The 23,545-nt window shown below is 44.7% G+C and carries 26 protein-coding genes; 4 read left to right on the top strand and 22 right to left on the bottom strand.

Annotated features, from left to right (window positions below; genetic code table 11):
• Nucleotides 1-2: 2 nt before the first annotated feature.
• On the bottom strand, nt 3-1,532 hold the full coding sequence (locus SRRS_RS01420) for a GGDEF domain-containing protein (protein WP_371365561.1): 1,530 nt from the start codon (nt 1,530-1,532) through the stop codon (nt 3-5).
• Between the two features lie 127 nt (nt 1,533-1,659).
• Here SRRS_RS01420 and SRRS_RS01415 point away from each other — a divergent pair, with 127 nt between their 5' ends.
• On the top strand, nt 1,660-2,256 hold the full coding sequence (locus SRRS_RS01415; protein ID WP_371365559.1) for a ferritin family protein: 597 nt from the start codon (nt 1,660-1,662) through the stop codon (nt 2,254-2,256).
• 102 nt (nt 2,257-2,358) lie between these two features.
• Here SRRS_RS01415 and SRRS_RS01410 read toward each other — a convergent pair whose 3' ends face one another.
• The 17 genes from SRRS_RS01410 to SRRS_RS01330 all read right to left on the bottom strand — a co-directional run bounded on the left by SRRS_RS01410 (nt 2,359) and on the right by SRRS_RS01330 (nt 18,407).
• On the bottom strand, nt 2,359-2,718 hold the full coding sequence (locus SRRS_RS01410) for a hypothetical protein (protein ID WP_371365557.1): 360 nt from the start codon (nt 2,716-2,718) through the stop codon (nt 2,359-2,361).
• A 5-nt stretch (nt 2,719-2,723) separates the two neighbouring features.
• Nucleotides 2,724-3,383, bottom strand: a complete 660-nt coding sequence (locus SRRS_RS01405) for a hypothetical protein (RefSeq protein ID WP_371365556.1) — start codon at nt 3,381-3,383, stop codon at nt 2,724-2,726.
• Between the two features lie 221 nt (nt 3,384-3,604).
• Complete coding sequence (locus SRRS_RS01400; RefSeq protein WP_371365554.1) at nt 3,605-3,745, bottom strand: hypothetical protein; 141 nt, start codon at nt 3,743-3,745, stop codon at nt 3,605-3,607.
• 125 nt (nt 3,746-3,870) lie between these two features.
• Entirely contained in the window at nt 3,871-5,094 is a 1,224-nt protein-coding gene (locus SRRS_RS01395; protein ID WP_371365552.1) for a radical SAM protein, read from the bottom strand.
• 6 nt (nt 5,095-5,100) lie between these two features.
• A complete protein-coding gene (gene pth, locus SRRS_RS01390) occupies nt 5,101-5,661 on the bottom strand; it encodes an aminoacyl-tRNA hydrolase (protein ID WP_371365550.1) in 561 nt (186 codons plus the stop codon).
• Nucleotides 5,662-6,480: a polysaccharide deacetylase family protein gene (locus SRRS_RS01385; protein WP_371365548.1), complete on the bottom strand. Its 819-nt coding sequence runs from the start codon at nt 6,478-6,480 to the stop codon at nt 5,662-5,664.
• 17 nt (nt 6,481-6,497) lie between these two features.
• Nucleotides 6,498-7,130, bottom strand: coding sequence for a GNAT family N-acetyltransferase (locus SRRS_RS01380; RefSeq protein WP_371365546.1), 633 nt, complete (start codon nt 7,128-7,130; stop codon nt 6,498-6,500).
• 75 nt (nt 7,131-7,205) lie between these two features.
• Entirely contained in the window at nt 7,206-8,153 is a 948-nt protein-coding gene (locus SRRS_RS01375; RefSeq protein ID WP_371365545.1) for a ribose-phosphate diphosphokinase, read from the bottom strand.
• Between the two features lie 5 nt (nt 8,154-8,158).
• Nucleotides 8,159-9,526: a bifunctional UDP-N-acetylglucosamine diphosphorylase/glucosamine-1-phosphate N-acetyltransferase GlmU gene (glmU, locus tag SRRS_RS01370; protein WP_371365543.1), complete on the bottom strand. Its 1,368-nt coding sequence runs from the start codon at nt 9,524-9,526 to the stop codon at nt 8,159-8,161.
• A 149-nt stretch (nt 9,527-9,675) separates the two neighbouring features.
• A complete protein-coding gene (gene ilvA / locus SRRS_RS01365) occupies nt 9,676-10,896 on the bottom strand; it encodes a threonine ammonia-lyase (protein ID WP_371365541.1) in 1,221 nt (406 codons plus the stop codon).
• Between the two features lie 45 nt (nt 10,897-10,941).
• The gene (gene purR / locus SRRS_RS01360) at nt 10,942-11,781 is read right to left on the bottom strand and encodes a pur operon repressor (protein ID WP_371365540.1); all 840 of its coding nucleotides are present in this window, start codon (nt 11,779-11,781) and stop codon (nt 10,942-10,944) included.
• Between the two features lie 198 nt (nt 11,782-11,979).
• The gene (locus SRRS_RS01355) at nt 11,980-12,738 is read right to left on the bottom strand and encodes an NTP transferase domain-containing protein (RefSeq protein WP_371365538.1); all 759 of its coding nucleotides are present in this window, start codon (nt 12,736-12,738) and stop codon (nt 11,980-11,982) included.
• Between the two features lie 21 nt (nt 12,739-12,759).
• Complete coding sequence (locus SRRS_RS01350; RefSeq protein ID WP_371365536.1) at nt 12,760-13,443, bottom strand: GntR family transcriptional regulator; 684 nt, start codon at nt 13,441-13,443, stop codon at nt 12,760-12,762.
• 2 nt (nt 13,444-13,445) lie between these two features.
• Nucleotides 13,446-14,306 (bottom strand): 4-(cytidine 5'-diphospho)-2-C-methyl-D-erythritol kinase, encoded by an 861-nt coding sequence (ispE, locus tag SRRS_RS01345; RefSeq protein ID WP_371365534.1) that lies wholly within the window; start codon nt 14,304-14,306, stop codon nt 13,446-13,448.
• Between the two features lie 10 nt (nt 14,307-14,316).
• Nucleotides 14,317-14,793 carry a chemotaxis protein CheW gene (locus SRRS_RS01340; protein ID WP_371365532.1) on the bottom strand — a complete coding sequence of 159 codons (477 nt, stop codon included), beginning with the start codon at nt 14,791-14,793 and terminating at the stop codon, nt 14,317-14,319.
• 94 nt (nt 14,794-14,887) lie between these two features.
• Nucleotides 14,888-17,554 (bottom strand): cyanophycin synthetase, encoded by a 2,667-nt coding sequence (cphA, locus tag SRRS_RS01335; protein ID WP_371365530.1) that lies wholly within the window; start codon nt 17,552-17,554, stop codon nt 14,888-14,890.
• A gap of 16 nt (nt 17,555-17,570) precedes the next feature.
• Nucleotides 17,571-18,407: a cyanophycinase gene (locus SRRS_RS01330; protein ID WP_371365528.1), complete on the bottom strand. Its 837-nt coding sequence runs from the start codon at nt 18,405-18,407 to the stop codon at nt 17,571-17,573.
• 144 nt (nt 18,408-18,551) lie between these two features.
• Between SRRS_RS01330 and SRRS_RS01325 the strand changes: the two genes are divergently transcribed.
• Nucleotides 18,552-19,037 (top strand): L,D-transpeptidase, encoded by a 486-nt coding sequence (locus SRRS_RS01325; protein ID WP_371365527.1) that lies wholly within the window; start codon nt 18,552-18,554, stop codon nt 19,035-19,037.
• On the opposite strand, the gene SRRS_RS01320 is transcribed toward SRRS_RS01325, so the two are convergent.
• From SRRS_RS01320 to SRRS_RS01310, 3 genes are all read right to left on the bottom strand, one after another.
• A complete protein-coding gene (locus tag SRRS_RS01320; RefSeq protein WP_371365525.1) occupies nt 18,999-19,802 on the bottom strand; it encodes a HipA family kinase in 804 nt (267 codons plus the stop codon). The genes SRRS_RS01325 and SRRS_RS01320 overlap by 39 nt on opposite strands.
• 109 nt (nt 19,803-19,911) lie before the next feature.
• The gene (locus SRRS_RS01315; RefSeq protein ID WP_371365524.1) at nt 19,912-20,928 is read right to left on the bottom strand and encodes an SH3 domain-containing protein; all 1,017 of its coding nucleotides are present in this window, start codon (nt 20,926-20,928) and stop codon (nt 19,912-19,914) included.
• Between the two features lie 33 nt (nt 20,929-20,961).
• Nucleotides 20,962-21,588 carry a DUF3794 domain-containing protein gene (locus SRRS_RS01310; RefSeq protein WP_371365522.1) on the bottom strand — a complete coding sequence of 209 codons (627 nt, stop codon included), beginning with the start codon at nt 21,586-21,588 and terminating at the stop codon, nt 20,962-20,964.
• 356 nt (nt 21,589-21,944) lie between these two features.
• Here SRRS_RS01310 and SRRS_RS01305 point away from each other — a divergent pair, with 356 nt between their 5' ends.
• Nucleotides 21,945-22,226: a hypothetical protein gene (locus SRRS_RS01305; protein WP_371365520.1), complete on the top strand. Its 282-nt coding sequence runs from the start codon at nt 21,945-21,947 to the stop codon at nt 22,224-22,226.
• 55 nt (nt 22,227-22,281) lie between these two features.
• Here the strand turns inward: SRRS_RS01305 and SRRS_RS01300 are convergent, their stop codons facing one another.
• Nucleotides 22,282-23,034: a CAP domain-containing protein gene (locus SRRS_RS01300; protein WP_371369693.1), complete on the bottom strand. Its 753-nt coding sequence runs from the start codon at nt 23,032-23,034 to the stop codon at nt 22,282-22,284.
• A 250-nt stretch (nt 23,035-23,284) separates the two neighbouring features.
• Between SRRS_RS01300 and SRRS_RS01295 the strand changes: the two genes are divergently transcribed.
• Entirely contained in the window at nt 23,285-23,455 is a 171-nt protein-coding gene (locus tag SRRS_RS01295) for a hypothetical protein (RefSeq protein WP_371365518.1), read from the top strand.
• Nucleotides 23,456-23,545: the final 90 nt, after the last annotated feature.

Below are 23,545 nucleotides of genomic sequence, written 5' to 3'. Positions count from 1 at the left end.
GTCTATTCATCTGTCCTTTTATCAGCAAACCGTTGTTTAATCGTTGTTAAGATATAATTACGGCTGGCTTCTCCGTGCAAATACTTATCCTGATACATACGACTATCGGCTTTTTTGAATATATCTATAATTTTTTCCGATTCGGCAGCAGCGTCCCAACCAATAGCCATACCGACAGGTACAGCAACGGTTGTAGCGTTATATTTCTTCATTGCTTGTTTTAATTCAAACCCTACTTCAGCCGCAGTATTCACAGAACCGCCAGTGATAATTATACCAAATTCATCGCCGCCGATTCGGGCAGTTACAGCATTAGCCGGTAAAGTATTTTTGATGATTTTGGCAGCAGCAACAATAAATTGATCACCAGTACTATGTCCCCAAGTATCATTAACCATTTTAAGGCCGTTCAAGTCACATACAATTATGCCTACAGGGTATAGTTCCTCACGTTCAATCCGCTCAATTTCTTTTTCGAAATACGCCCGATTATGTAATCCTGTCAATTGATCATGAAAACTTACATATTCAAGATGCAACTTAAGCCGCGTATTGACAATAGTTGAAGAAGTCTGCATAGCAAATATCTCAAGCATTTGAATTTGTTCATGAATTATTTCTTTATTATGCCGAATTTCAATTACTGCGGTAACTATTCCGAAGGAGTTAAGCGGCATAAACAGGTGTAACTGGTCTGGTGATAAATAGTATTGTCTAGATTCTACCACTTTGTTTATAAAGGTTCCTTCTAAGCTTGGCAGTTCGGCTAATTCAAGCTTTTCCTCCTGCAAACTTGCCCGTTGCAGCGTGTTTTCAGTAAGAATATAGAGAATACCTTCTTCAAAGCCGAACCCTAGAGATGAACACAGGGTTTTCAAATAATTAGTCAAAACGTCGTAATAATTTCCGGCATCATTAATTGCCTTGGTAACATAGTGAAGCATGACAAATTGGTCGAGCTGCTTTCCCAGCAGTTCCTGAAAATGCCGAAGCTTCTCATTAAGCATTATATTTTCGATTATGGCTGCCGTTTGCCGAACATACACATCCAGCAGCTGCAAATCTTCAAAAAAAATACCATTGGCTTTCTCCGCCAATAATACCGCCTTAATTTCGCCTGATTTTGTAACAATGGGAACAGCCGATTTAAGGTTATCTGGTGCCGTAACTGAAGTCTTCAAAATTATAGCCTTCTTAATATAGTCATCCTCAGCTAAGGCAACGGACTGTCCAACGCTGTTACCGCTAAGTTTCAGTTTTATCGTAAACTCATTGCTGTCATCCGGCAGCAGAATAGCTACATCGTCATAATTAAAACCACAATCACTTAAATTGTGCAGATAAGTTTTCCAAAGTTCCATCGTTGTTTGGCAGCTTTGAATATTACTGGTGAGGTAGTGGAGCATCAGATAATTGTTATTTACCTCTGCAATGCTTTGCTGAGTCCCCTTAAGCCGCAAGTTTTCGACTTCGAGCAGCGCCAATTTGGCTTTCAAATCAGCAATGCAATCGTTTGTTTGTTTTTCTTTCATCTGCCCGCCTCTTCATACAAAAAACTATTTTAGGTATTATTTGACACCCTCGCCAAATATCCTTCCTTGTATTAACGTCTATCTTGCCACCAGCATACAATATATCAGGAAAATTGGAGGTGGATGTATGGTAAAGTTACGCGCCACTAGAAAACCGTCAAAAGGAAATACCGTAGCTGGAACACACGACAACTGCGATGAATGCCCGGATTGCCCGGATTTATTACTATTGCGGTGCGCTGCCGCCGATAAACGCATTGCTATCGCTTTTTATCTGGAAGCGGCAAGAACAACTTGTATGCCCCAGCTATTTTTGGGTGTAGCTGAAGACGAAATGCGGCACTATGTAGAAATTATGCGGGAAATCTCCCGGTTGGATCCGGTGCAGGCGGAAAAGCTGCGTAATGCAGATCTTGGAATGCTGTTAATGACCCGCCCAATGGTTAAACCCAAGACCAAAGCTGCTATCGTAAAAGAAGTCGAAACCGCCGATGCTCCAATTGTTCTGCCAGACCGTGAGGATATGCCGACGGTGCATATATTAACCAAAGCTTTAGCCGGAGAATTTGAGGCAACTAATAAGTATCAGCGTTTTATGAATGAAGCTGAGACCCGCGAGGTAAAGCGTTTATTCTGTAAACTAATGAATGACGAAAAAGAACATATTGCGCAGTTCACAGCTGCCCTCTTTGAATTAACGCATGAGCCACTACCGCCAGAATAGATTAATAAAAAAAATGGCTGACACACGAGCCTGTAGCCGACGGTGTAAGCCATAACTAATTGAGTTTTATAAGGTTTGAACGAATGGGATAGGCAATGTATCCTATCCTTTTCGTTTGCCATCGTACTGTACAGGCTGTTTTCCAGTCTGTCCGGCTTTAACCTTGGCGGGAACTGCCGTTAGGACTACCTGGTTTCCTTGACAGGAAACTTTTATCTGGTAATCAACAACACCCTCTCTATACAGATTGAGTTTTAATTCCAGCAGTGCTTTACCCACAGCTTCTTTGATTTCTGGTGTAAAATATGCATTATTAATGTCTTCTGCCGGATCTTTTTTGGCAAACTTTGCTGTTGGCCTAACCGCTTCCTGCTCAGCCTCAAGTTGAGTCTCAAAAGTGGACTCTTCCTGCCAGCCTTTTAACATGTCTGCATCACTAAGATTTTTTTTGATTTTGCTCAAAATCCTTACCTCCTGGAAAACATACCGTTAAATTCTGTAACAATCTCCGCTAAAACGCCAATCATTTCTTGGCGGTGATGTTCTCTAAGCGTCCGGGCGATTTCTACCTGGAATGCATTATAATTTTTTCCATAGCCCGGATAATGCCGCCCCTCACCCCAGCGGTGAGCAGCCAGCGAAATGTTACCTACCCAATGTTTATCAAAAACAACCTTAGCTTCAGGTATAGCTTCATGTACCTTAGCCTTTAAGGTCTCACCAAACCACTTTCTAACCTTTGCCGAGCAAGTTTTACCGTAAATTGTCCCTACTTCGATACTCAACGGGCCATGAATAAGATCTCTCATGCCATGAATACCAATATGCAAATATGGTTTGGCTAAGTTACGACTGCCTAGACCTAACAGCCCCAAACTATAAAGAAACTGGCAAATGACATCGCGGTATTCCCATACAGCTTCATCATTATCCTTTCCTGGCGGACGATTAAGATCAGCAATAGTTCGTGATACTGTGCCTATAATACCGGCACAACCTGTTTTCTCTAATATTCCGGCAACAATCTCATCAGTAAAGCGGTCAGCTTTTGGCGATGTGGCGTGTACAGCATCCACATGGCAATAATGCGTACCAAAGGCATATTTTATAAAATTGCCGTTTTTCAAAGTTTCCGCCCCCTGCAATTTTCTAAATGCAAGGATTATTTTTTGCAGTTATACCGGACAGATATTCTTATAAATTCTTTATATATCCCAGTAAATCCTGCATATAGAAAACACGACTTGCGCCGAGTCTTCGGGAGGAGCGAAAGTCGATGTTGCACTTATACCCGAAGGTGTAGAAAAACAGCCGGAATTCCAGATATCGCTGAAATTCCGGCTGCAGGTTAGTAACCGCCAGACAAACGCATCAGATCTTGGTCAACGTTAGGATCCAGGCTATCTATTTCTCCAACTTTTACCTGCTGTTCAGGCTGCTCTTCCTTTTTCGACTTAGTTTCAGGAACTTCTTGTTTTGCTTCGTCCACAACAAATCCCCCTTATGTTATTCAAGTGATACTTTGTTAGTATATCCCCAATAACATTAGAAAAGACTTATTGCTGAAATAATAGTACCATCATATATTCATTAGTACCTTAGAGAGCCTAACTCTTATACCTTCTCAGTAAAACTACCAAGCTTTATAGCCGGGAATTTTCTGCTGATAGCCTGGAGAAAATGCTGTACTCCTTGCGGATGACCGCCTGCGGGCATCGCTGCCAGAAACGCGTCTGGGTCAAAATTAAGGTTTCTGAGCTGAATCATATCTACTCCGGTCTCCCCTAGGAAGTCCAGCCAGGCAGCCTGCTCTTCAGGACGATCGTTAAGTCCCGGGAACAGCAGCATATTGAGCGATACGTAAACACCCTGCTGTTTAGCATAAGCAATTGAATGTTTGACATTTTCCAAACTGTACTTGGCCTGGTAATAGGCTTGGTAAGTAGCCGGCAAGGCGCTGATGATACTTACCCGCATACTGTTAAGACCGGCATCGACAATTTTGGTAATGCCTTGGGTAAACCCGGCGTTTGTATTGATATTTATTTGGCCGCGGTCAGTTTTGTCTCTAATTAAGCCAATACCAGCGGCAATAATCTCAGCCGCTAACGATGGCTCCCCCTCACACCCCTGCCCAAAGCTGATGATGGGATCAGGCGAGTATGTTAAATGATATATCCCGATTTCGGCAATTTCTTTTGGTGTTGGTATGAAAGGTATCCGGCTTTGCGGTGCCGGACAACATTCAGAAGGCTGCAGGGAAATACAGCCAAGACAATTAGCATTGCACGCCGGAGATACCGGAATACCGGCCTCCCAGCGCCGGTAGAACAGGTTTTGCGCTGTACAGCAATGCCACGTAAGCGAGCAGTTGGCCAAATGCTCAACAAGCCGGTTGTCAGGCAAATCCCGCTTAACCTTAGCCACTCGTTTTTTCAAGTCAGGAGTATTGTAGCGGTACGGATGCCATTTTGTGTTGTCAGCCGTCTTTACTGCCGCTACATAGATTTCGTCATCAATAAGAGCGGCTGCAGTATAGCCATAAAGGGGCAATTGCGGCGCTCCAGGACGCTGTTCATAAGCAGGCAGCATAGTACGGGTGTAGCCAACAGGCAACATAGCCGCCACGGCCAAGCGTCCTTTTAATTTGCTGGGAGTCTGCCCTTCCATATATAAGGCATCTCGTCCCGGCAAATACATGAGTTCTGCCCCCTCAGGCAGCGGAATCATTTCTTCTGGAACTAAGGGGCGGCAATCCCCACCCAGCCGGCCAACGGCCTGACAGCCGGGAGCATCAAATATCTCGCCGTGTTTATCGGCATAAAGCGTTGTAATCATAAATTATTATCCTTTGTTAAACTGATTCATGGCTTTGGTAAAGCCGTCTTTGATAATACAATCGACAGCATCGGCTGCTTGCCCGAGAGCTTGGCTGATTAAGGGCATTTCTTCGGCAGTAAAGCGCCCCAGCACATAGTTGGCCGTTTCCCAGCCCTCAGGCGGGCGGCCAATACCAATACGTACCCGGGAAAAATCATCTTTACCGGATTCATAAAGCAAAGATTCAATACCGCGGTGACCACCTGAACCGCCCTTGAGTCTGAGACGCAGCCGTCCTGCCGGCAAATCAAGATCATCATAAATAACAATAATATCTTCGTATGCAACTTTATAGAAAGCAGCCAGCGGTACTACCGCCCGGCCGCTTAGATTCATGAAGGTTTGTGGTTTTACTAAGAGTACAGTTTCCTCGCCACGGTATTCCGCCACCTCTGCATTATACCGATCACGCCATGAAGTTACCGCCCAGCGCTCTGCCAGTTTGTCTATTACCATAAAGCCGATATTATGACGGGTAGCGCTGTATTCTTGTCCGGGATTGCCCAGACCAACAACAATTTTCATTTACTCCTCCGAAACTTTAAGAATTTCATCCACCGTGACAAATTTATATCCCTGAGCCGAGAGCTTATCAATGATTATGCGGGTAGCCGCCACCGTCTGGGCACGAGACAATTCACCTGCAATCCCATCACCATCATGCAGTAGGATGACCGAACCATTTTTTACTTTTCCCAGTGTCCGTTCAGCAATGACTTCGGCTCCCGGATTTACCCAGTCCCTGCTGGCAACTGACCATTCCACAACTTTAAGTTTATGCTCGGCCATAATATCCATAACAACAGCGTCGCGGAAACCATGCGGCGGCCGGATAACATGCGGAGCATAGCCAATAATGCCAGCAACGACATTATTAGTTTTTTCTACCTCACTAACTATGGTCGGGCGGTCAGCTTTGAGGAGATCGATGTGATTATAAGTATGGTTGCCTAGTTGATGCCCCTCTTCTGCAATTCTGCGAACCAAATCCGGATATTTCTTAGCATTTTGGCCAATGACGAAAAAAGTAGCCGGAACCTGCTTTTCCCTTAATACATCAAGAATTTGACCTGTATATGGCGGATTTGGTCCATCGTCAAAGGTAAGAGCCACTAGCTTTTGACTTGTATGTACTTTGGAAAATACCGGTCCATAAAAATGATTTTCCGGCAATACAGCATTGATTGTCAGCACAAACCCGGTAAGGATGCCGAGAATGGCAATACTAAGTCCCAGCCGGACCGGACGCCTGAGCACGCGGAAATAATCCATGACCAGGCTGATAATTACGATTACGGTTATTAGTCCCAGCATGCTAATAAGCCGGACTTTTGTTTCAAACATGGTAAGTTAACCCCGCTTCAGCAGATTTCTTTGAACATAATAAGCCAAGGACCCTGCGAATCATAGGTAGTTCCCCCCGGATAGTAGCCCATCTTTTCATAAACTCTGATCGCGGGAGCATTATCGGGCCGTACTTCCAGTCGTACCCGTGTCACCCTGTTCTGCCGAAAATACTTGTCTGCCTCTTTCATTAACCTGCCGGCAATACCCAATCCCCGTGAGTTTTCCGCCACGGCAATAGATAAAATCCGGGCACTAGCCGCTTTACCAGGAGAAGCCGCCGACCGGAGAAAAGCAAGTTTGTTTAGTAGAATTACTTTTACCGGATGCAGGCCAAAACCGTATTGGCCTGTCAGCCAGCGCCACGCCCAGGCAAGGAGATGCCCGCCGGTAATTGCTTTGAGCCAGAGCCTGTATAACCGGACAGGGGCAAAACAATAGCCTATAGCCTGACCCGCTTCATTTTTAGCAAGCAAAGCTGCCTCAGGCTCGGCGGCATAAACCAGGGCAAAAACATCTTGCATTGCCTGCGGCTTAGGTAGTTGCCCACCACAGTGATGCAGTACGCTGTCTATAAAACTTTCAGTAAATATTCGGGCAATAGCCGGTATATCCTCAGCCGTAGCCCTAGTAATATAATAATTGTCCATATAGAAGTTTATTTATAAATAGGGCGCGATATTCGCGCCCTATTGCAGTGACCTCCGTATGACCTTATTTATAGCTTAATTATCGAACAGTTTGCTAACAGACAATTCGCCGAAAATACGAATTATCGCTTCACCTAACAGCGGCGCAACTGATAATACCTTAATTTTGGGACTATGCTTAGATTCCGGCATAGGAATTGTATTAGTGACAATAAGTTCAGTGATATTGGATTTTTCAATCCGCTCTACGGCCGGGTCGCTTAATACGGCGTGAGTGCAGCATGCATATACAGCCTTAGCTCCCATTCTTGCTAAAGCGTTAGCGCCTTCGGTCAGTGAACCAGCAGTATCAACAATATCATCTACGATAACGGCAGTTTTACCTTCAACACTGCCGATAAGATTCATAACTTCAGCTACGCCAGGAGCAGGACGGCGTTTTTCAATAATAGCAATGGGCGCGTGCATCCGGTCAGCAAATTGACGGGCACGGGATACGCCGCCTAAGTCTGGTGATACGACAACAAGATCTTCCAGATTTAAAGACATAACATATTCAGCCAAAGTAGGAACACCGGGCAGATTGTCAACAGGAATATCAAAGAAACCTTGAATCTGTCCGGCATGAAGGTCCATGGTAACTACACGGGTAGCCCCGGCAACCGTTAAGAGATTTGCCATCAGTTTGGCTGAGATAGGCTCACGACCACGGGTTTTTCTGTCTTGCCGGGCATATGCATAGTAAGGGATTACAGCTGTAATATTTCTGGCTGAAGCCCGTTTCACGGCATCAATCATGATTAACAATTCCATCATGTTATCATTTACCGGATAGCTTGTCGGCTGAACAATAAACACATCGGTGCCGCGCACGCTTTCATCAATCATAACTTGAATTTCGCCGTTATTAAACCTTCCGACGAAGGCATCACCAACATTCAAACCAAGATATGTAGCAATTTCCTGAGCCAGGGTCGGATTAGCGTTACCACTAAATATTCGCAGTCTTTTTGTGTCTTCCATTTTTCTTACCTCCGCTGTTTTTCCACCCAGCCCTCAATATTGTTTTGGCGGGCGCGTGCTACTCCCAGGGACTTGGGAGGAACGTTTTTAGTTATCGTAGAACCGGCACCTACATAGGAACCTTGTCCCACTGTAACCGGCGCCACCAAGTTAGTATTGCAGCCAATAAAGGCATCATCTTCAATTGTAGTACGGTGTTTATGTTTACCATCATAGTTAACCGTGATAGTACCGGAACCAATGTTGACACCGGCACCCATGTCTGTATCACCAATATAGCTTAGATGCGGTATTTTGCTTTTCTGACCAACAACGCTGTTTTTTACTTCAACAAAGTTACCTACTTTTACACCATCTTTTAGTTCGGTGTTAGGTCTAAGATGTACATAGGGACCCACTGTTACATCATTGCCGATAGTTGAGTCATGTACATATGAAAAATGAAGGGTAACGTCTTCGCCAACGGTAGTATTGGTAAGGCGACTATTCGGTCCAATTGACGAGTTTGCGCCAATTTTACTTTGGCCTTCAATCCAGGTGAAAGGATAAATGATGGTATCGGGTCCAATCTCTACCTGAGCATCAATAAATGTACTTTGGGGATCCATTATAGTAACGCCGTTCTCCATAAGCGACTGCACTTTGCGCTGTCTGATTATGCATTCAGCTTCCGCTAACTGCACCCTGGAGTTGATTCCCATTGTTTCGCGGTGATCGGCGGCACTTACCGCCCATACTTTTTGCCCTTGGCTGTTTAAGATAGCAACAACGTCGGTCAAGTAATATTCACCCTGAACGTTATTGCAAGTCAAACCCTCAAGTGCTTTTAGCAATAATCTTGCTTCAAAGCAATAGATACCTGTATTGATTTCGCATACTTTTAGTTCTGCCGGAGCAGCATCTTTATGCTCTACGATTTTTATGACTTGTCCGGCCGTATCACGGATTACTCGTCCGTACCCGGTCGGATCAGGCATAACTGCTGTCAACACAGTAGCTGCAGCTTGCTCTTTATTGTGCTCCACGTAAAGTTTTTGCAGAAGTTCTCCGGTCAAAAGCGGAGTATCGCCACAAAGCACCATTACTGTACCATCAAAATCAGCCAACTGCTCTTTGGCCTGCATCACGGCATGCCCTGTTCCCAGTTGGTCAGCCTGAACAGCAAATTCAGTTTGACCGGCTAAAGCGTCAGCTACGGTTTGCGCGCCAAAACCAATAATAACAACACTTTTGGCTGCTCCGGCGAAAGTTGCCGCATCCAGTACATGCTGAACCATAGGCTTGCCGCCTACCTGGTGTAACACCTTAGGCAACGCTGATTTCATCCGCGTTCCTTTACCAGCTGCCAGGATGACGGCCATCAGTTGTGACATCAATATACCTCCTATTCACGACTACTCCTGAAAGTTCAGGACCCTAGTCAATTGAAACCAGCAACTATTACACTTTCGACACAAATAGCCAAATTCCTCTCACCTTAATCAAATTATGAGTACTTCTTTTCACAAACTGGAAGGAAACACTAAATAATCTCGACTTTATATCCTTCATTGCGAAGGCAGGCCATAATCTGTTCGGTATGGAGAACATCTCTCGTTTCCAGGCCAATCTCGACAACGGCCTGCCCCAGCGGCACATGCCGTTCTACCCGGTCATGGGATACATACAGTACATTGGCTTGGACTTTAGCAATAATGGCAAGCAGCCGCTGTAAATTTCCCGGTCTATCGACGACAATAGTCTGCAGGCGTACCCGCCGGCCAGCTTTCACTAAGCCCCGTTCAATGATACGGGAAATAAAGTTTACGTCGACATTACCACCTGATACAACACTGACAATCTTGCCCTTTACAGGAATTTTGCCATGCAAAACAGCAGCAAGACTTGTTGCGCCCGCACCTTCAACCATCAGCTTAGCCCGCTCTAAGAGCATCAAAATAGTGCTGGCAATGGCTTCATCGTCAACAACGAAAATGTCATCAACATATTTATCTATAAGGTCAAAGGTTAATTCCCCCGGAATTTTTACAGCAATTCCATCGGCAAAAGTTTCGGCATCTTTGGTTGTCCTAATGGCGTGGGCTTTCTTAGACATGTACATAGCCGGCGCCCCTTGTGCCTGTACCCCATAGACCTTTACGTGCGGCGCTAATTCTTTAATGGCCACCGCAATGCCGGCAATCATGCCACCGCCGCCAATAGGGACAACAACGGCATCAACATCTTCTAAGTCCTGCAATATTTCAAGACCGATTGTTCCTTGCCCGGCAATAACCGCCGGATCATTAAACGCATGGATAAAAGTTTGTCCCGTCTCGGCCTGCAGCTCTTTAGCCTTGTTATAAGCTTCATCATATACGGCACCAGCCAGAACAACCTCGGCACCATAGCCCCGGGTAGCAGTAATTTTAGCTAAAGGCGCAATCTCTGGCATAACAATTGTGGCTTTGATTCCTGCCTGATCTGCACCGTAGGCAACCCCCTGGGCATGATTACCGGCCGATGCGGCAATAACCCCGTGAGATTTCTCTTCCGGGGTTAAACTCATTATTTTATTGTAAGCACCTCGAATCTTAAAAGACCCCGTCTTTTGCAGGTTTTCCAACTTCAAATACACTTCGTTGCCTGTTAAACTGCTAAAAGTATTACTCTTATCCAAAGTAGTGCGATGAACGACACTGGACAAAACTTCCCGTGCCTTTTCCACATCAGCTAAAGTTACAGTAGCGGTTCTATCCGACATACTGCTCCCTCCTTTTAGATTTTACTATAGACAAGGGTTTTTAGACTATTTCCTATTTCCTGAAGGTTCACCAGTTGTTAAAACCGGTCTTATGTCTGTTACTTTAGTATGTTCATCAACATCATGTAAAATAAGTAATGCCGAATAGTCATCCACCAATTTATGTTCAGGTTCTGCTGTTGCTACCAAAACTCCAATACCAGCAACTTCAGCCCCCACTTCCTGAACCAAGTCAACCATGCCGCGAGCCGTACCACCGGCTTTCATAAAGTCATCCATAATAAGCACTCTTGCTTTAGCCGGCAGCGCCCGTTTAGGAAGTGACATTGTTTGAATACGCTTGGACGAACCTGTAACATAATTAATGCTGACAGCCGAGCCCTCCGTCACCCTACTGCCCCGCCGTACAGTTATTAGTGGAAGATCAAAGGCACGAGCTACCATAAAAGCCAACGGAATTCCTTTTGTTTCGACTGTTAGAATATAATCGGGTGCCAAATGCGCCAGCCGTTCCAGAAATATTTCTCCTACTTTGGCCATTAAATGCGGAGTAAATAGTAAATCTGACATGTATAGAAATGCTCCTGGAATAATACGGTCAGGTTCTGCCAGCCGACGTGCCAATTCGTGCAGGAGTTCATCCGTTTCGCTTGCCGGTACGGTAGGAATAAATCGAACGCCTCCGGCTGCTCCAGCTACGGTTTCAATAGTGCCTAAGCCAAAATAACTCATTGTTTCTTTTATTGTAGTAATATCTTCACATATAGTCGACTTAGCCGCACCGAAAAGTTCGCTGAAATGACTAAGCGAAAACAAATAACGGGGTCTGTCCGACAATATTTTTGTTAAAGCCGCTACCCGTTCCATTTTCCGTACTTTATCCATACTTACTGCCTCCACACTCAGGGAAATACCGAATATTTTCTCCTAAATATATTTTTTTATTCACATTCTCTATAGAGAGCTTAATTCCTGCCAGGCTAAGAAAATTGTCTATTAAAGAAATAAACGCGGATACCCGCGTTTATCCGATGACTAAGATTCAGACGGAGTTAAAACTTCACTGAATCAAGTCTCACTTTATCAACAGTTTTGCGTAAAACAATTCCTCACAAGGTCTAAATCACTGGGTTTATCCACATCAATCCCAAGTTCGGCATACCGTGACTGGATAACGGCACCCTGAATTCCCAGGATCTCTCCTACCCGTTTCTCAACCTGTTTTAATTTTAGTGTTCCCAGTAAAAACTGCACTACAAACGTCCAGCCTAACTGGCAGCAAAGCTTAAACGGATTTTTCCGGTTGTCAATAATTCGTTCAGCCACTTGCACGCATTGTGATACAATACTGGGGTTCACTAGAAAAATATTCCCGCCGGTAAACGTGCCTTCCCGCAAACGCACATAGGTCCGTTTATTACCCGGAAAACGGCATTCGTGGTCACTTCTAGTAACAATAGGATAATATAAATCGGCATTTATGCTGGTACATTGCATTATAAAATCATCAATAGCTGCCGCCGTCAGGAGCGGAATATCCGCCGTCACAACAAGTGTAAGATTTTCATGCCCCAATGCCTTTATCCCCAGTTGAATGGTTTCCATAATTGTCCGGCCGCTATCTACAATAACCGTATTAGCAGGAAAAGAACACCGTTTGAGCTCAGCTGTGGGCCCAGCGACAAAAATGCGGGAGACATGCGGACTTAAAGCAAGCGCTTCTGCCACAAACTCCACCATCGGCCTGCCGGCAATTTCGATCAAGGCCTCAAAAGGCTGAGAAGTATAGTGATTCAAATGCCGGTTATTTTCGCCACCAGCCAAGATCAAGGCATCATACATTGGTTACACTCCTTTGAGAAGTTAAGCGTGACGACGTTCGTTCAAATCCTGCAACAAAGTTTGTTCTGAGTTTTCCATATGTTCACGGGCGATTTGCTGTGCCAGCTCCAAATCACGGCCAGCAATGGCTTCTACCAAACGCCGGTGTTCTTCCACTGTTTTTTGGATACGCCCCGGATACTGCATAGATATGGAGCGGAACCGCGTAAATTGTTCTCTTAGATTATTTATAATTCCCACTAAGCGGTCGTTGCGACTGGCTCTGTATAAAATATCATGAAACTGGCCGTCTACTTCCACAATCTTGTCAGCATCGCCCTGTTCAGTTAGATCGCTGATTTCGACCAAAAGCCGTTCGAGCTGTTCCAGTTCATCTTCGGTAATCCGTTCCACAGCCAGCCCGGCTGCAAGCACATCAAGCGCTGTGCGTATTTCGAAAACTTCATTAATATCTTTTATTGATAAATCGGCCACATACGTCCCACGACGAGGAATCATAACAACAAAGCCTTCTAGTTCCAATTTGCGAATTGCTTCCCGCACCGGAGTCCGGCTAACACCTAATTCTTCAGCTAATTGAATCTCCATTAGCCGTTCACCAGGACTTAAAGTTCCGTTAACAATAGCTTCTCTTAATGTCTCGGCCACTACTTCCCTAAGCGGTTTATAACTGTCCAATTTAATAGGTACTAATCGCCTCTCCACAATCACTCCACCTTTGACACTGTTTCTGCCACAAATACTTCAGGTATACCCTCAGTCTTTAACTGACTAGCAATAACCTCGGCCTGCTTCTGGCAACCGGCAAGACCAAACACGGTCGGCCCGCTACCCGACATTAGCGCAGCCATGGCCCCGTATTTGAGCATCGACTCTTTGATTTTAGCAATTTCCGGATGCGCCGGAATAGTTACACTCTCAAGAACATTAGCCAAATTTCCGGCAACACCGTCAATACTGCCTTGCTCAAGAAATTTAGACATAGCCGCGATATCCGGCCGGACCTGAACTCTATCAGCTTTAAACTCCTGGTAAACCCAAGCGGTAGGTACCTCAACCGCCGGTTTCGCAAGTATAACATAACACTTAGGCAAAGGCGGCAACGGCGATAGAAGCTCCCCCCGCCCGGTAGCCAGCATTGTGCCGTTATACAGGCAAAAGGGCACATCAGAGCCCAGTTTGGCCGCCAGCTTGCTTAGCTTATCCAAGCTCAAGTTAAGTTCCCATAGATTATTTAAACCTTTTAACACGGCAGCAGCATCGGCACTGCCGCCTGCCAACCCAGCTGCAAGAGGAATGCGTTTATCAAGAGTAATCAATACCCCTTGCTGAATTCCTGCATACTCTTTAATCAAGGCTGCAGCCCGGTAAGCTAGATTACTAGCATCATCGGGTAACCCGGGAATATTGACATTAAGTACAATATCCCCCGGATGACTTGTAAGGATAATGGTATCGGCTAGACTAACAGCCTGCATCACCATCGCTACTTCATGATAACCATCAGGACGTTTATATAGGACATCAAGCGCCAAATTAATTTTGGCAAAGGCTTTTACTGTTAGCATATCCAGATTTCTACGCATTAAGCTGCTTAAGAGCAATTGCTTCCTGGGTACTCAGAATTTGGTCAATTTCCAGCAAAATCAGTAAACGTCCGTCAAGCTTGCCCACCCCTTGAATATACTTGGCATCCAGAATGAATGACGGCGGAGGCGGCTCCACACTTGACAAGGAAATCCTTACTACTTCGGCAACAGCGTCAACTATGATACCTACAGTTTGTCCATTTACTTCAACAATAATAATACGGCTATCATCATTATACTCCGAAACTTCGAGTTGAAAGCGTTTTCTAAGATCGACTACCGGAATAATCCGGCCGCGCAGATTGATAATACCTTCCATAAAGGCGGGCGTCTGCGGCAATTTAGTGATAGGAACCAGACGGTTGATTTCTTGTACCTTAGTAATAGGTAAACCATATTCTTCTTTAGCTAACCGAAAAATAACTAATTGCAATTCTTGATCGGCAGCTGCAGTGTTTATTTCCATCCGGAACACCTCCATGACAAATCTATACTATGTATATTCTACCTGTTCGGATATTTGCCTGCAACTGCCAAATTGCATTAACCCAATTTTTTCGTTATCCTTCTACCCTAACTCCGGCAACTATTAACTCCTGATAGACCGGCGTTACCTCCGCACTGCGTGTAGCTGATGGCGAAAATTCATTAATTGCACTAGATACAGTATCATAGTCCTCGTAAAAAATAGCGATTAAATCTCCAGCCTCGGCTTCTGACAAAGCAACAGCCACAGCCCGGCTTTCGTCTAAAACAGTTTGTATACATTCAGGATCAAGCCCCGCTTCCACCACGCCTTGTTTTAATAACGCAGCTGTTTCACCGGGCTGCCGCCCTCGTAAATCAGCGTCTTCTTTGATATATATTTTATTAAAACCTTGCCCGGCCTCCCGTCCGAGACTGATAATAACATCATTGCGGCGGTCACCGGGAGCCGCGATTACCCCAACTAACCGTTTAGGATTAAGTTGCCGCAACGTATTAGAAAGCGCCCGGCAGCCTGCAGGATTATGAGCATAATCAATACATACTTGAAAACTGCCAATATCCATAAGCATAAGCCGTCCAGGGTTCTCACAAAAGTCAGTTAATCCACTGCGGATATCGCCAATAGATAGCCCCTGGGACCAGCAGGCGGCGGCAGCAATAACAGCATTTTGGATATTATGGTTTGCAACACCTTTAAGAGTAATAGGGATATCTGATACTTTGATTAATGCCTGCTCAGTTTTGCCTTCGGCTAGATAGATTATATCATTCTTAACGAAACAGGCTTTACCGCCTTCCCCTAAGTGACGGCGAACAGTAATATTATCAGACTGGGTACTAAAATATACAATTTTGGCTTTGGCTCTCGCTTTAAGAGCAGCCACCCGACGATCATCAGCATTTAACAGCGCGATACCGTCTGCATGGACAGTTTCGATAATCAGAGACTTGATATAAGCCAAATCGTCTAAATCTTCGATACCATCCTGACCGATATGGTCTTCAGTAATGTTGGTAATGATACCGACATTGGCAAAATCGTACCCCAGACCACCGCGAATAATGCCACCGCGGGCTACCTCCAAAACAGCAACCTCAACGATAGGGTCGGCTAAAACCATACTCGTGCTGGCTGGACCAGTCGTATCACCTTTTACAATACATTCATTGTCAACATAGATGCCATCTGAGGTTGCCATACCTGTTTTAAAGCCGGCCCGGCGAAAAGTATGGGCAATTAATCTCGTAACCGTTGTTTTTCCATTGGTACCGGTAATTGCAATAATAGGAATTCTGCCATCATCACCATCCGGAAACAGATAATCAACAATGGCTGCACCAATATCCCGCGCCACTCCGCGGCTCGGGTGTAAATGCATCCGGAGACCGGGAGCCGCATTAATTTCAATGATCGCGCCGTATCCAACCGTTAACGGCTCCGAAATATCGGGAACAACCAAATCGACACCGGCTACATCTAGCCCAATGAGCCTCACTGCCCGTTCAACCTGACAAATGGTTTCGGGATGAATAATGTCAGTAATATCGTTCGCAGTTGCACCGGCACTAAGATTAGCGTTGTCACGGATATAGACGACCTGTCCACAATCCGGCACCGCTGCCGCTGTTAAACTTTGTTTCGCCAAGGTCATACAGGCTGCCGCATCTAATTCCAGCCGGGTTAAGGGGCGACTATGTCCACTCCCCCGCGTCGGGTCCTGGTTAACAATATCTACAAGTTCACTAATAGTATGCTTGCTGTCTCCAACCACATGGGCCGGAATTCTCTCCGCTCCGGCAATAACTTTGCCATCGACGACACACAGCCTATATTGACGCCCAGTCACATACTCTTCTACCAACACCCGCTTATCGAACTCAGCCGCCAAAGCAAAGGCCGCCTCAACCTCGGACATATTCATTATATGTAAAGTAACCCCTTTGCCGTGGTTGCCGCCAGCGGGTTTCATAACAACCGGTGCACCAATAGCGGCAAAAGCATCCTTAGCTTCATCAGAGCTCACTACGACATACCCATGCGGAACAGGCAGTGCATTTTGTCCTAAAATCTTATTAGTAAGAAATTTGTCACAGGCCAAATCAACAGCGGAAGAACTTGTGCGACTGGTAATAGAAGCCCAAACCCTGTTTTGTTTTTTTCCATGACCCAGAATAAGAAAATTAGTGTCATAATCAGGGCGATGCACCGGAATGCCACGCTGTTTTGCGGCTTGATATATAGCTTCAGTACTTGGTCCAAGTTTAGTATCGTCGCCAATTCTTTTGATCGTGGCCACCAGTTCCTGGACGTTAATTGCTTGTCCAGTCAATGTTGCAGTTAACACTTGATAAGCGCCTTCAGCAACTGCCAGCCCCACCGGTTCGCACCTACATCCAAATACGACATTATAAATACCGCGGTGACCTGACCCCCGCGTCTTGCCGAATCCAGAAGAATATTCCTTCCCGGCAAGCGATTGCAGTTCAAGCGCCACATGTTCAAATATATGAGCTAAATAAGTTCCTTCCCGCAAGCGTTCCGCAAAACCACCGGGATATCCCCGTGAACAGGAATGTTCGCCAAGCCCCGGCAGAAGACTCAGTAAGCGGGATACAAAATTGCAAATGGCATTACTGGCAACATCCTCATAGGTGCCAATATCAAGTATTGCTTTTATAACCGAATGATAACTATAAATGTTAGGTCCGGGAATAAAACGCGTGGACAGTAATTGCATGATAAGTCCCCCTAGTTTAGTTGGTCTCAAGCTGTATAGGCAGCCTTCGGTTTAAATCAAAACCAAATCCGGAAGGCAAAATATGCAGTAAAACATTAGATATAGCCAAGGGCTGATTACGGTTAGACTCGGAGATATTGGAGTAGATGATATTCTTTCCATCAATGATAGTAACGGTTTGTGAACCAATTACTTTACACATTCTATCCGGACCGACACTAAGAGCGGTATCCTCATCAATACCAATCCCTAATACATGAGGATTCTGTGCTACCGCAGCCAGCAAACGGTTGATTCGTCCCCGCTGAGCAAAATGCTGGTCAATTACTCCTTCGTTTAAAAACCCCATGCCATGCGCCATGCTCAAGGAAGCCTTCTTAGGCGTATCATTAGAGTTGCCACCGACAATCATTGTTTCACTCATTACCGCTGCGCCGGCACTGGTACCAGCAATAACAGCTCCCTGAGTAAAGGCAGCACGAAGGGCGGCGTCTACTGCCGATCCCCCTAAAATGCTGGTCAGCTGCAGTTGGTCGCCGCCTGTAAAAAATATGCCTGTAGCTTTTTTAATACTCTCCGCCTGTTCTTTCTGGTTTGCCGTTTCTCTGTTGGTAACATCCATAATACTTACCGCGGCTGCACCTAAAGTAAGAAACAGCTCACGATATTCATTTCCGACAGTACGCGGCTCATCTGTGGCCGTGGCAATTACTACAATACTGCTATCCCTGCCACCGGCCATGTCAATAAAATGCTTTAGAATCTGACATTCTCCGGTCTTATCCTCATGACCGCCAATAATCAGAAGACTGCCAGATTCCTTACTTGAACCGGTATCGCTCTTTTTACTCATTTCGTCATATTTCTCCCGTTTTTACCTTTACTCCTATTTTTACCAAAATTGCAGCTACTTTATACAACAACTTTGCTAACCAAAACCGGCTATGCTGAATATAATGAAGAAGAAATTTGGGAGAAAACGGAGGTAGTGAGTATTATGAAAGTCAGAACGATTTATTTGCCTGAATCATTAAAGACTATTAACTTGCCTGAAGGCGAAAACTATATTTCCTATTGTCACAGCCAACCCGCCAACGTTACTGAAATTTCCCCGATTCCCCTAGTAGGCAGAGCCAGCTTTACACTTCCCCGGGCTAACATATTGCTTATCAAATCCCAGCGCCAGCTTACTTTGTTCGATGGCAATAGTCCTATCCGGCAATATCCGGTAGCAATCGGTAAACCTTCCACACCAACACCTGCCGGCAATTTTGCCATCGCTACCAAGATCATGAATCCCGGTGGAGTGCTAGGGACACGCTGGATGGGGCTTAATTTTGATGCTTACGGCGTTCATGGAACCAACTCACCTTGGTTGATCGGTCAAATGGTATCTAATGGCTGCATCAGAATGCATAATGCCCATGCCGAAGAGTTGTTTACATTAATAAACATCGGTACGCCTATTTACATTAGGGATTAACTCACTTAACCGTTCCGCCACCCAGGTAGCTTTACCGCGTCGGGCTATGAGAAACTCACCCAATGCTTGCCGTTCCTCTATATTCGCTAACCACTCCTGGGGTATACTTTCTACAAACGCCAGCAACTCTTCATCAGAAATCTTTTCTACAATTTGAGCATAATGCAAAAAATGCTTTGGATTAAGGTAGTATTTTAAAAGCACACCATACGACCTTCGATGATTTAACGTTATGCTGTCAGTCATATTTTTAAGCATCTCAATAGTCCACCGGCCACGGCGAAATAGGTGCGAGTTATCAATAGCATATAATTTGTAGCCGTTTGATTCTTTACGCAGTAAAAGATTCTTGCGGTTTTCCGTACGATCGGGATTATGGAACAGATGGTCAAACAGCATTACACCGGCCATTTGTTCTTTATTTATTGCCCGGTGCAAGTTATATTTGGTTACATATCCGGCTCTATCTAAATACTCACAACCAAAATGCCAGCCCGGGGGTACCCCTGCCGCGCCCAGTCTTCTGCTCTTTTGCAGCAAATCCTGAGGGATTTGGATTAATCCTCCTGGCGGAAAACACAAATCCATCCATTTACCAAACTGGACAGCTAATAACTCATTTACCAAAACTTTAGCACCCAGCCGGTTTATTGTGAGCTTTACTACACAGACTTTAATTTTACCAGCATCGTTTTGGGCACGGAATAGCTGGGGAGATGTAGCTCCCAGCCCAACCGGACCAATGTACTGCAGTGCCCGAAACATTAGGGCCATCTCCTCTCTAGTGCCGAAACAGCTTATTATCCTTGTATCTAAACATCCTCAATTCGAAAACAATACCCAGGGACTTGATACATCCCTGGGTCGCTGTTCTCTATCCTTTCGAAGTAGTACCGCTTACCAGCCAACTGGCAATCCAACCGGTGGTAGTTCCATCCGGTAAGACTACTTTGTACCAACCAAAAGCCTGTTCTTTAACTGTTAAAGTAGTGCCTTTATTAACCTTGGCTACTACTGGGAAGTTAGTACCTGGACCTGTTCTTACATTAACAACATTGCCTGTTACTGTTACAGTTCCAGTAACACTTGTCGAAACTCCTGCGGTAGGAGTCATCGGACCAGTAACAATAACATTCTGCTCACCATAGCCTGCTATGTTCCCACCGCCAGTCTCGGCAGCGGACACACTTTCTTCAGTAAACTGACTAGCGCTGACATGGTCTGTGCCTACATTGCTGGCGGTTGTGCTTTCAACGATACCAACTTCATCTACAGGACTCAAGGCATAAACATCCATCTCGGTAGTAGTAACCACTCTGGCCCAAACTTTAAGTACAATCGTAATATGGACTTTACGCCTATCGTGGGCATCGTGATCGTGATGATGATCGTGATGGTGATCGTGATGATGGTGATGATGCTTATCAAAATCGTAGTCAACAAACTCAACCGATACATCGGCAGTAGCCTTCATATCAGGTTTAGCGCCGTCTATTCCGATGTCCCGTGTCCAGCGAATATGTTTCTTTTCAAAAGCGTGTACCGGCTGATTAGGTAAATCGGCCACATACATAACTTTTACTTCCAATTCGCCACGCACAACTACTTTATCGTAGATAACATCAACCTTAGTAATTTCCAACTCTTTTACATATACGTCAACTACTTGATCAATGTCTGGTTTCTGTGCCGGAACAAACATATCAAATTCAACTACCCGTTGCGCCATTTCGGCTCCTAGAACCTGTTCAACCTCTATGGTTTCCGGTCCCGGTTGCGGGCAGGTACAGCCGAGCTCGGAACTATCGGTAGTAGTAACGCCTGAGACTGTTTTTACTGTCGAATTTGAAGTGTCTGTCGAGCCTGAAGCCACCCTTGTTTTGTCGTCCATTTTTCCCCCCCCTTAATCAGACTATGCTTACCATTATCCTTTTGGTTTGGTAGGCAGGCCACCGGTATTGATCATAACTTCACGGTCGGTCATAACTTTGGCAGTTACTTTCAAAATTACCGATACATCAAATTCACGAAGACAATGGTGGTGGTGGTGATGGTCATGGTCATGGTCATGGTCGTCGCATTCTTCCTCAGTTGCAGCTTCTTCTTCTTCACAATCCATTGGCTCATGGTTCTTGTACTTATACGCACGGGTATGATCATCAACATCATAATCAACAAATTCGACAACTACGCTTGCCTCAGCATCCATTCCCCGGCGAGCACCCGGAACATCAATATCAAGAGTCCACCTATAATGTTTAATCTCTACAGCATGCACAGGTTGGTCAGGCAGACAAGCAACATATATAGCCTTAATCTCGAATTCGCCGCGAACAACCACTTTATCAGTGATAACATCAACGCTGTTTACTTCTACTTCTTTGACAAATACATCGACAATTTGCTCAATGGCGGGTTTCCTATCCGGAACAACTACGTGAATATCCAGGGCCTTTTGCTTTTCCGTTTCCCCAATTATTTGCCGCACGATAATAGTTTGCGGCCCAGTTTCCGCCCCTAAAGTACATTCTTTACTGGCTCTATCGTTCATGCAGATTCCCCCCTTTGTGTATTCTAGTTATATATATGCCTGCTCTAATTTTTATGTGACAAAAAAACTAAAAAATGGCAAGAAACAGCCGTTATTGCGCACAACTGCTATCGCAGGCAAACCCTAGATTATAACTATGATTCCCTTTAGAAAAACATGATTAGAAAACGGAATAATACGTAAAAAAAATAGGCTTGTCCTGCAGAAAAAATTAGCATTCTGTTGTTGAATAAAAAAAATCAGAGTGTTATGTCGAAACAACATAACACTTTTTGGATCTTTTTCATAGAATATAGCAGATGCCTCCCTTGGAAGGGAAAAACCAGTCATCTAAATAAAAGGAGGTAGTGCTATCAATGAAGTCTTATAAAAAGTCCCCTTATTGGAAATGCGATGACGAATATTCTAAGTGCGGCTGTAGTGAAAAAAGCGAAATGATGGATGAATGCCACGATATGGATATGTCTTGCTACGTTCCCAAAATGAAATGTATGCCGACAAAAGAGTGTGTAAAAACTTATAAATGTTACTATAAACTCTACAGGATGTGCACCTATCGTCTATACAAAGTATGCCCCTGCTGCGGCCACGAGTTTGACTACCATGCTCATCGCGGCGCTTGCCCTAAATGTATGTAAATTTAAAAAACCCGCGCAAAATCAATTGCGCGGGTTGTAAAATTTCTTTACTTATTTAATGGCTGATAAATTCCTGGACAACGTATGCTGAACCGGAAGAATCATAGCGAACACCAATACCTACGTCGGTATAGTTGGGGCTTAAAATATTGGCGCGATGACCGGAACTGTTCATAAACGCCGTTTCAGCGGTAGTTACATTGGTATTTACAGCCAGGTTTTCACCAGCATAGCGATAGCTGATTCCAGCTTGGCGCATACGGTCAAACGGGGACTGCCCTTCCGGGTTATAGTGAGAAAAGAACTTACGATTAATCATGTCACTGGCATATCCTTCGGCTAAATGAACCAGGCTATTATTAATTTTGAGTGCAGGCAGACCATTAGCTGCCCGGTCGGCATTTAACAGTTGAAATGCCTTGGTCTCGTCAGCGGTAAGTCCGGAAACAGATGGAGCAGTAGACCCGGTCGAGTTAGAAATAGAATTCGACGTATTAGAATTAGATATATTAGAATTGGAAGGAGTCGGAGAAGTTGAAGCAATGGGTTGAGTTGGGGTGCTAACTGTATCGGTATTTTTGGCCGGAGCCGAATGACTGCCACCCTTTTTACCGCCGGCCAAAACCGCCAATAAACCTAGCGCCACGATTCCACCAATGACTGCTGAATTATCACCGCTTTGTACAGACTCTTCTTCTACCGATGCCGCATAAGCCGAGGTAGCCCAGGCACCACCGAAAGAAGTTGTAACCAAAGACATTATTACTAATCCGAAAACTGTTTTTGTCAGGTACTTTTTAATTTGCATGGATTTCACATCAACCTACCTTTCAAGTTTTTTTAAAATATAGAAACATTGAAATTGGCATTTAGTTTACCAAACTGCAGTCACAGTTTGTAATTATGTAAATTCGACTCGTTAGTCAAAATTCCTGTTGATCACCTGCTAGCAATTTCTGTGTAATAAATAATCATTATTTATAACTAATCATTCGAGAAATAAAATTAGCACACTGAAACCTTGGTTTTTGGTAACACTATTGCCAGGAGGTGATTACATGGGCAATATTTATGATGACAATCAAAAGTCCTTACATGGGCCTTCCGGCCAAAAACAAACGCATCAAGGTCCCTATGGAGGCAAAAATGCCGATAATTTATCGAATAATAATGCATCTCAAGTCCTTCAGCCTACTAAAGATATTAAGGCCAGACCCAAACATCAATAAGACCTATCTTTTGCAAAATAAGCAAGATGTCCAGCATTTTGTAATGAAAAAGCCAGTTATGCGTTAGAAATAAGACTTAATAACAAGAAA

It is taken from the genome of Sporomusa rhizae, assembly GCF_041428845.1.
GTDB classification, from domain to species: domain Bacteria; phylum Bacillota; class Negativicutes; order Sporomusales; family Sporomusaceae; genus Sporomusa; species Sporomusa rhizae.
This window is presented reverse-complemented; position numbering and strand designations above follow the sequence as displayed.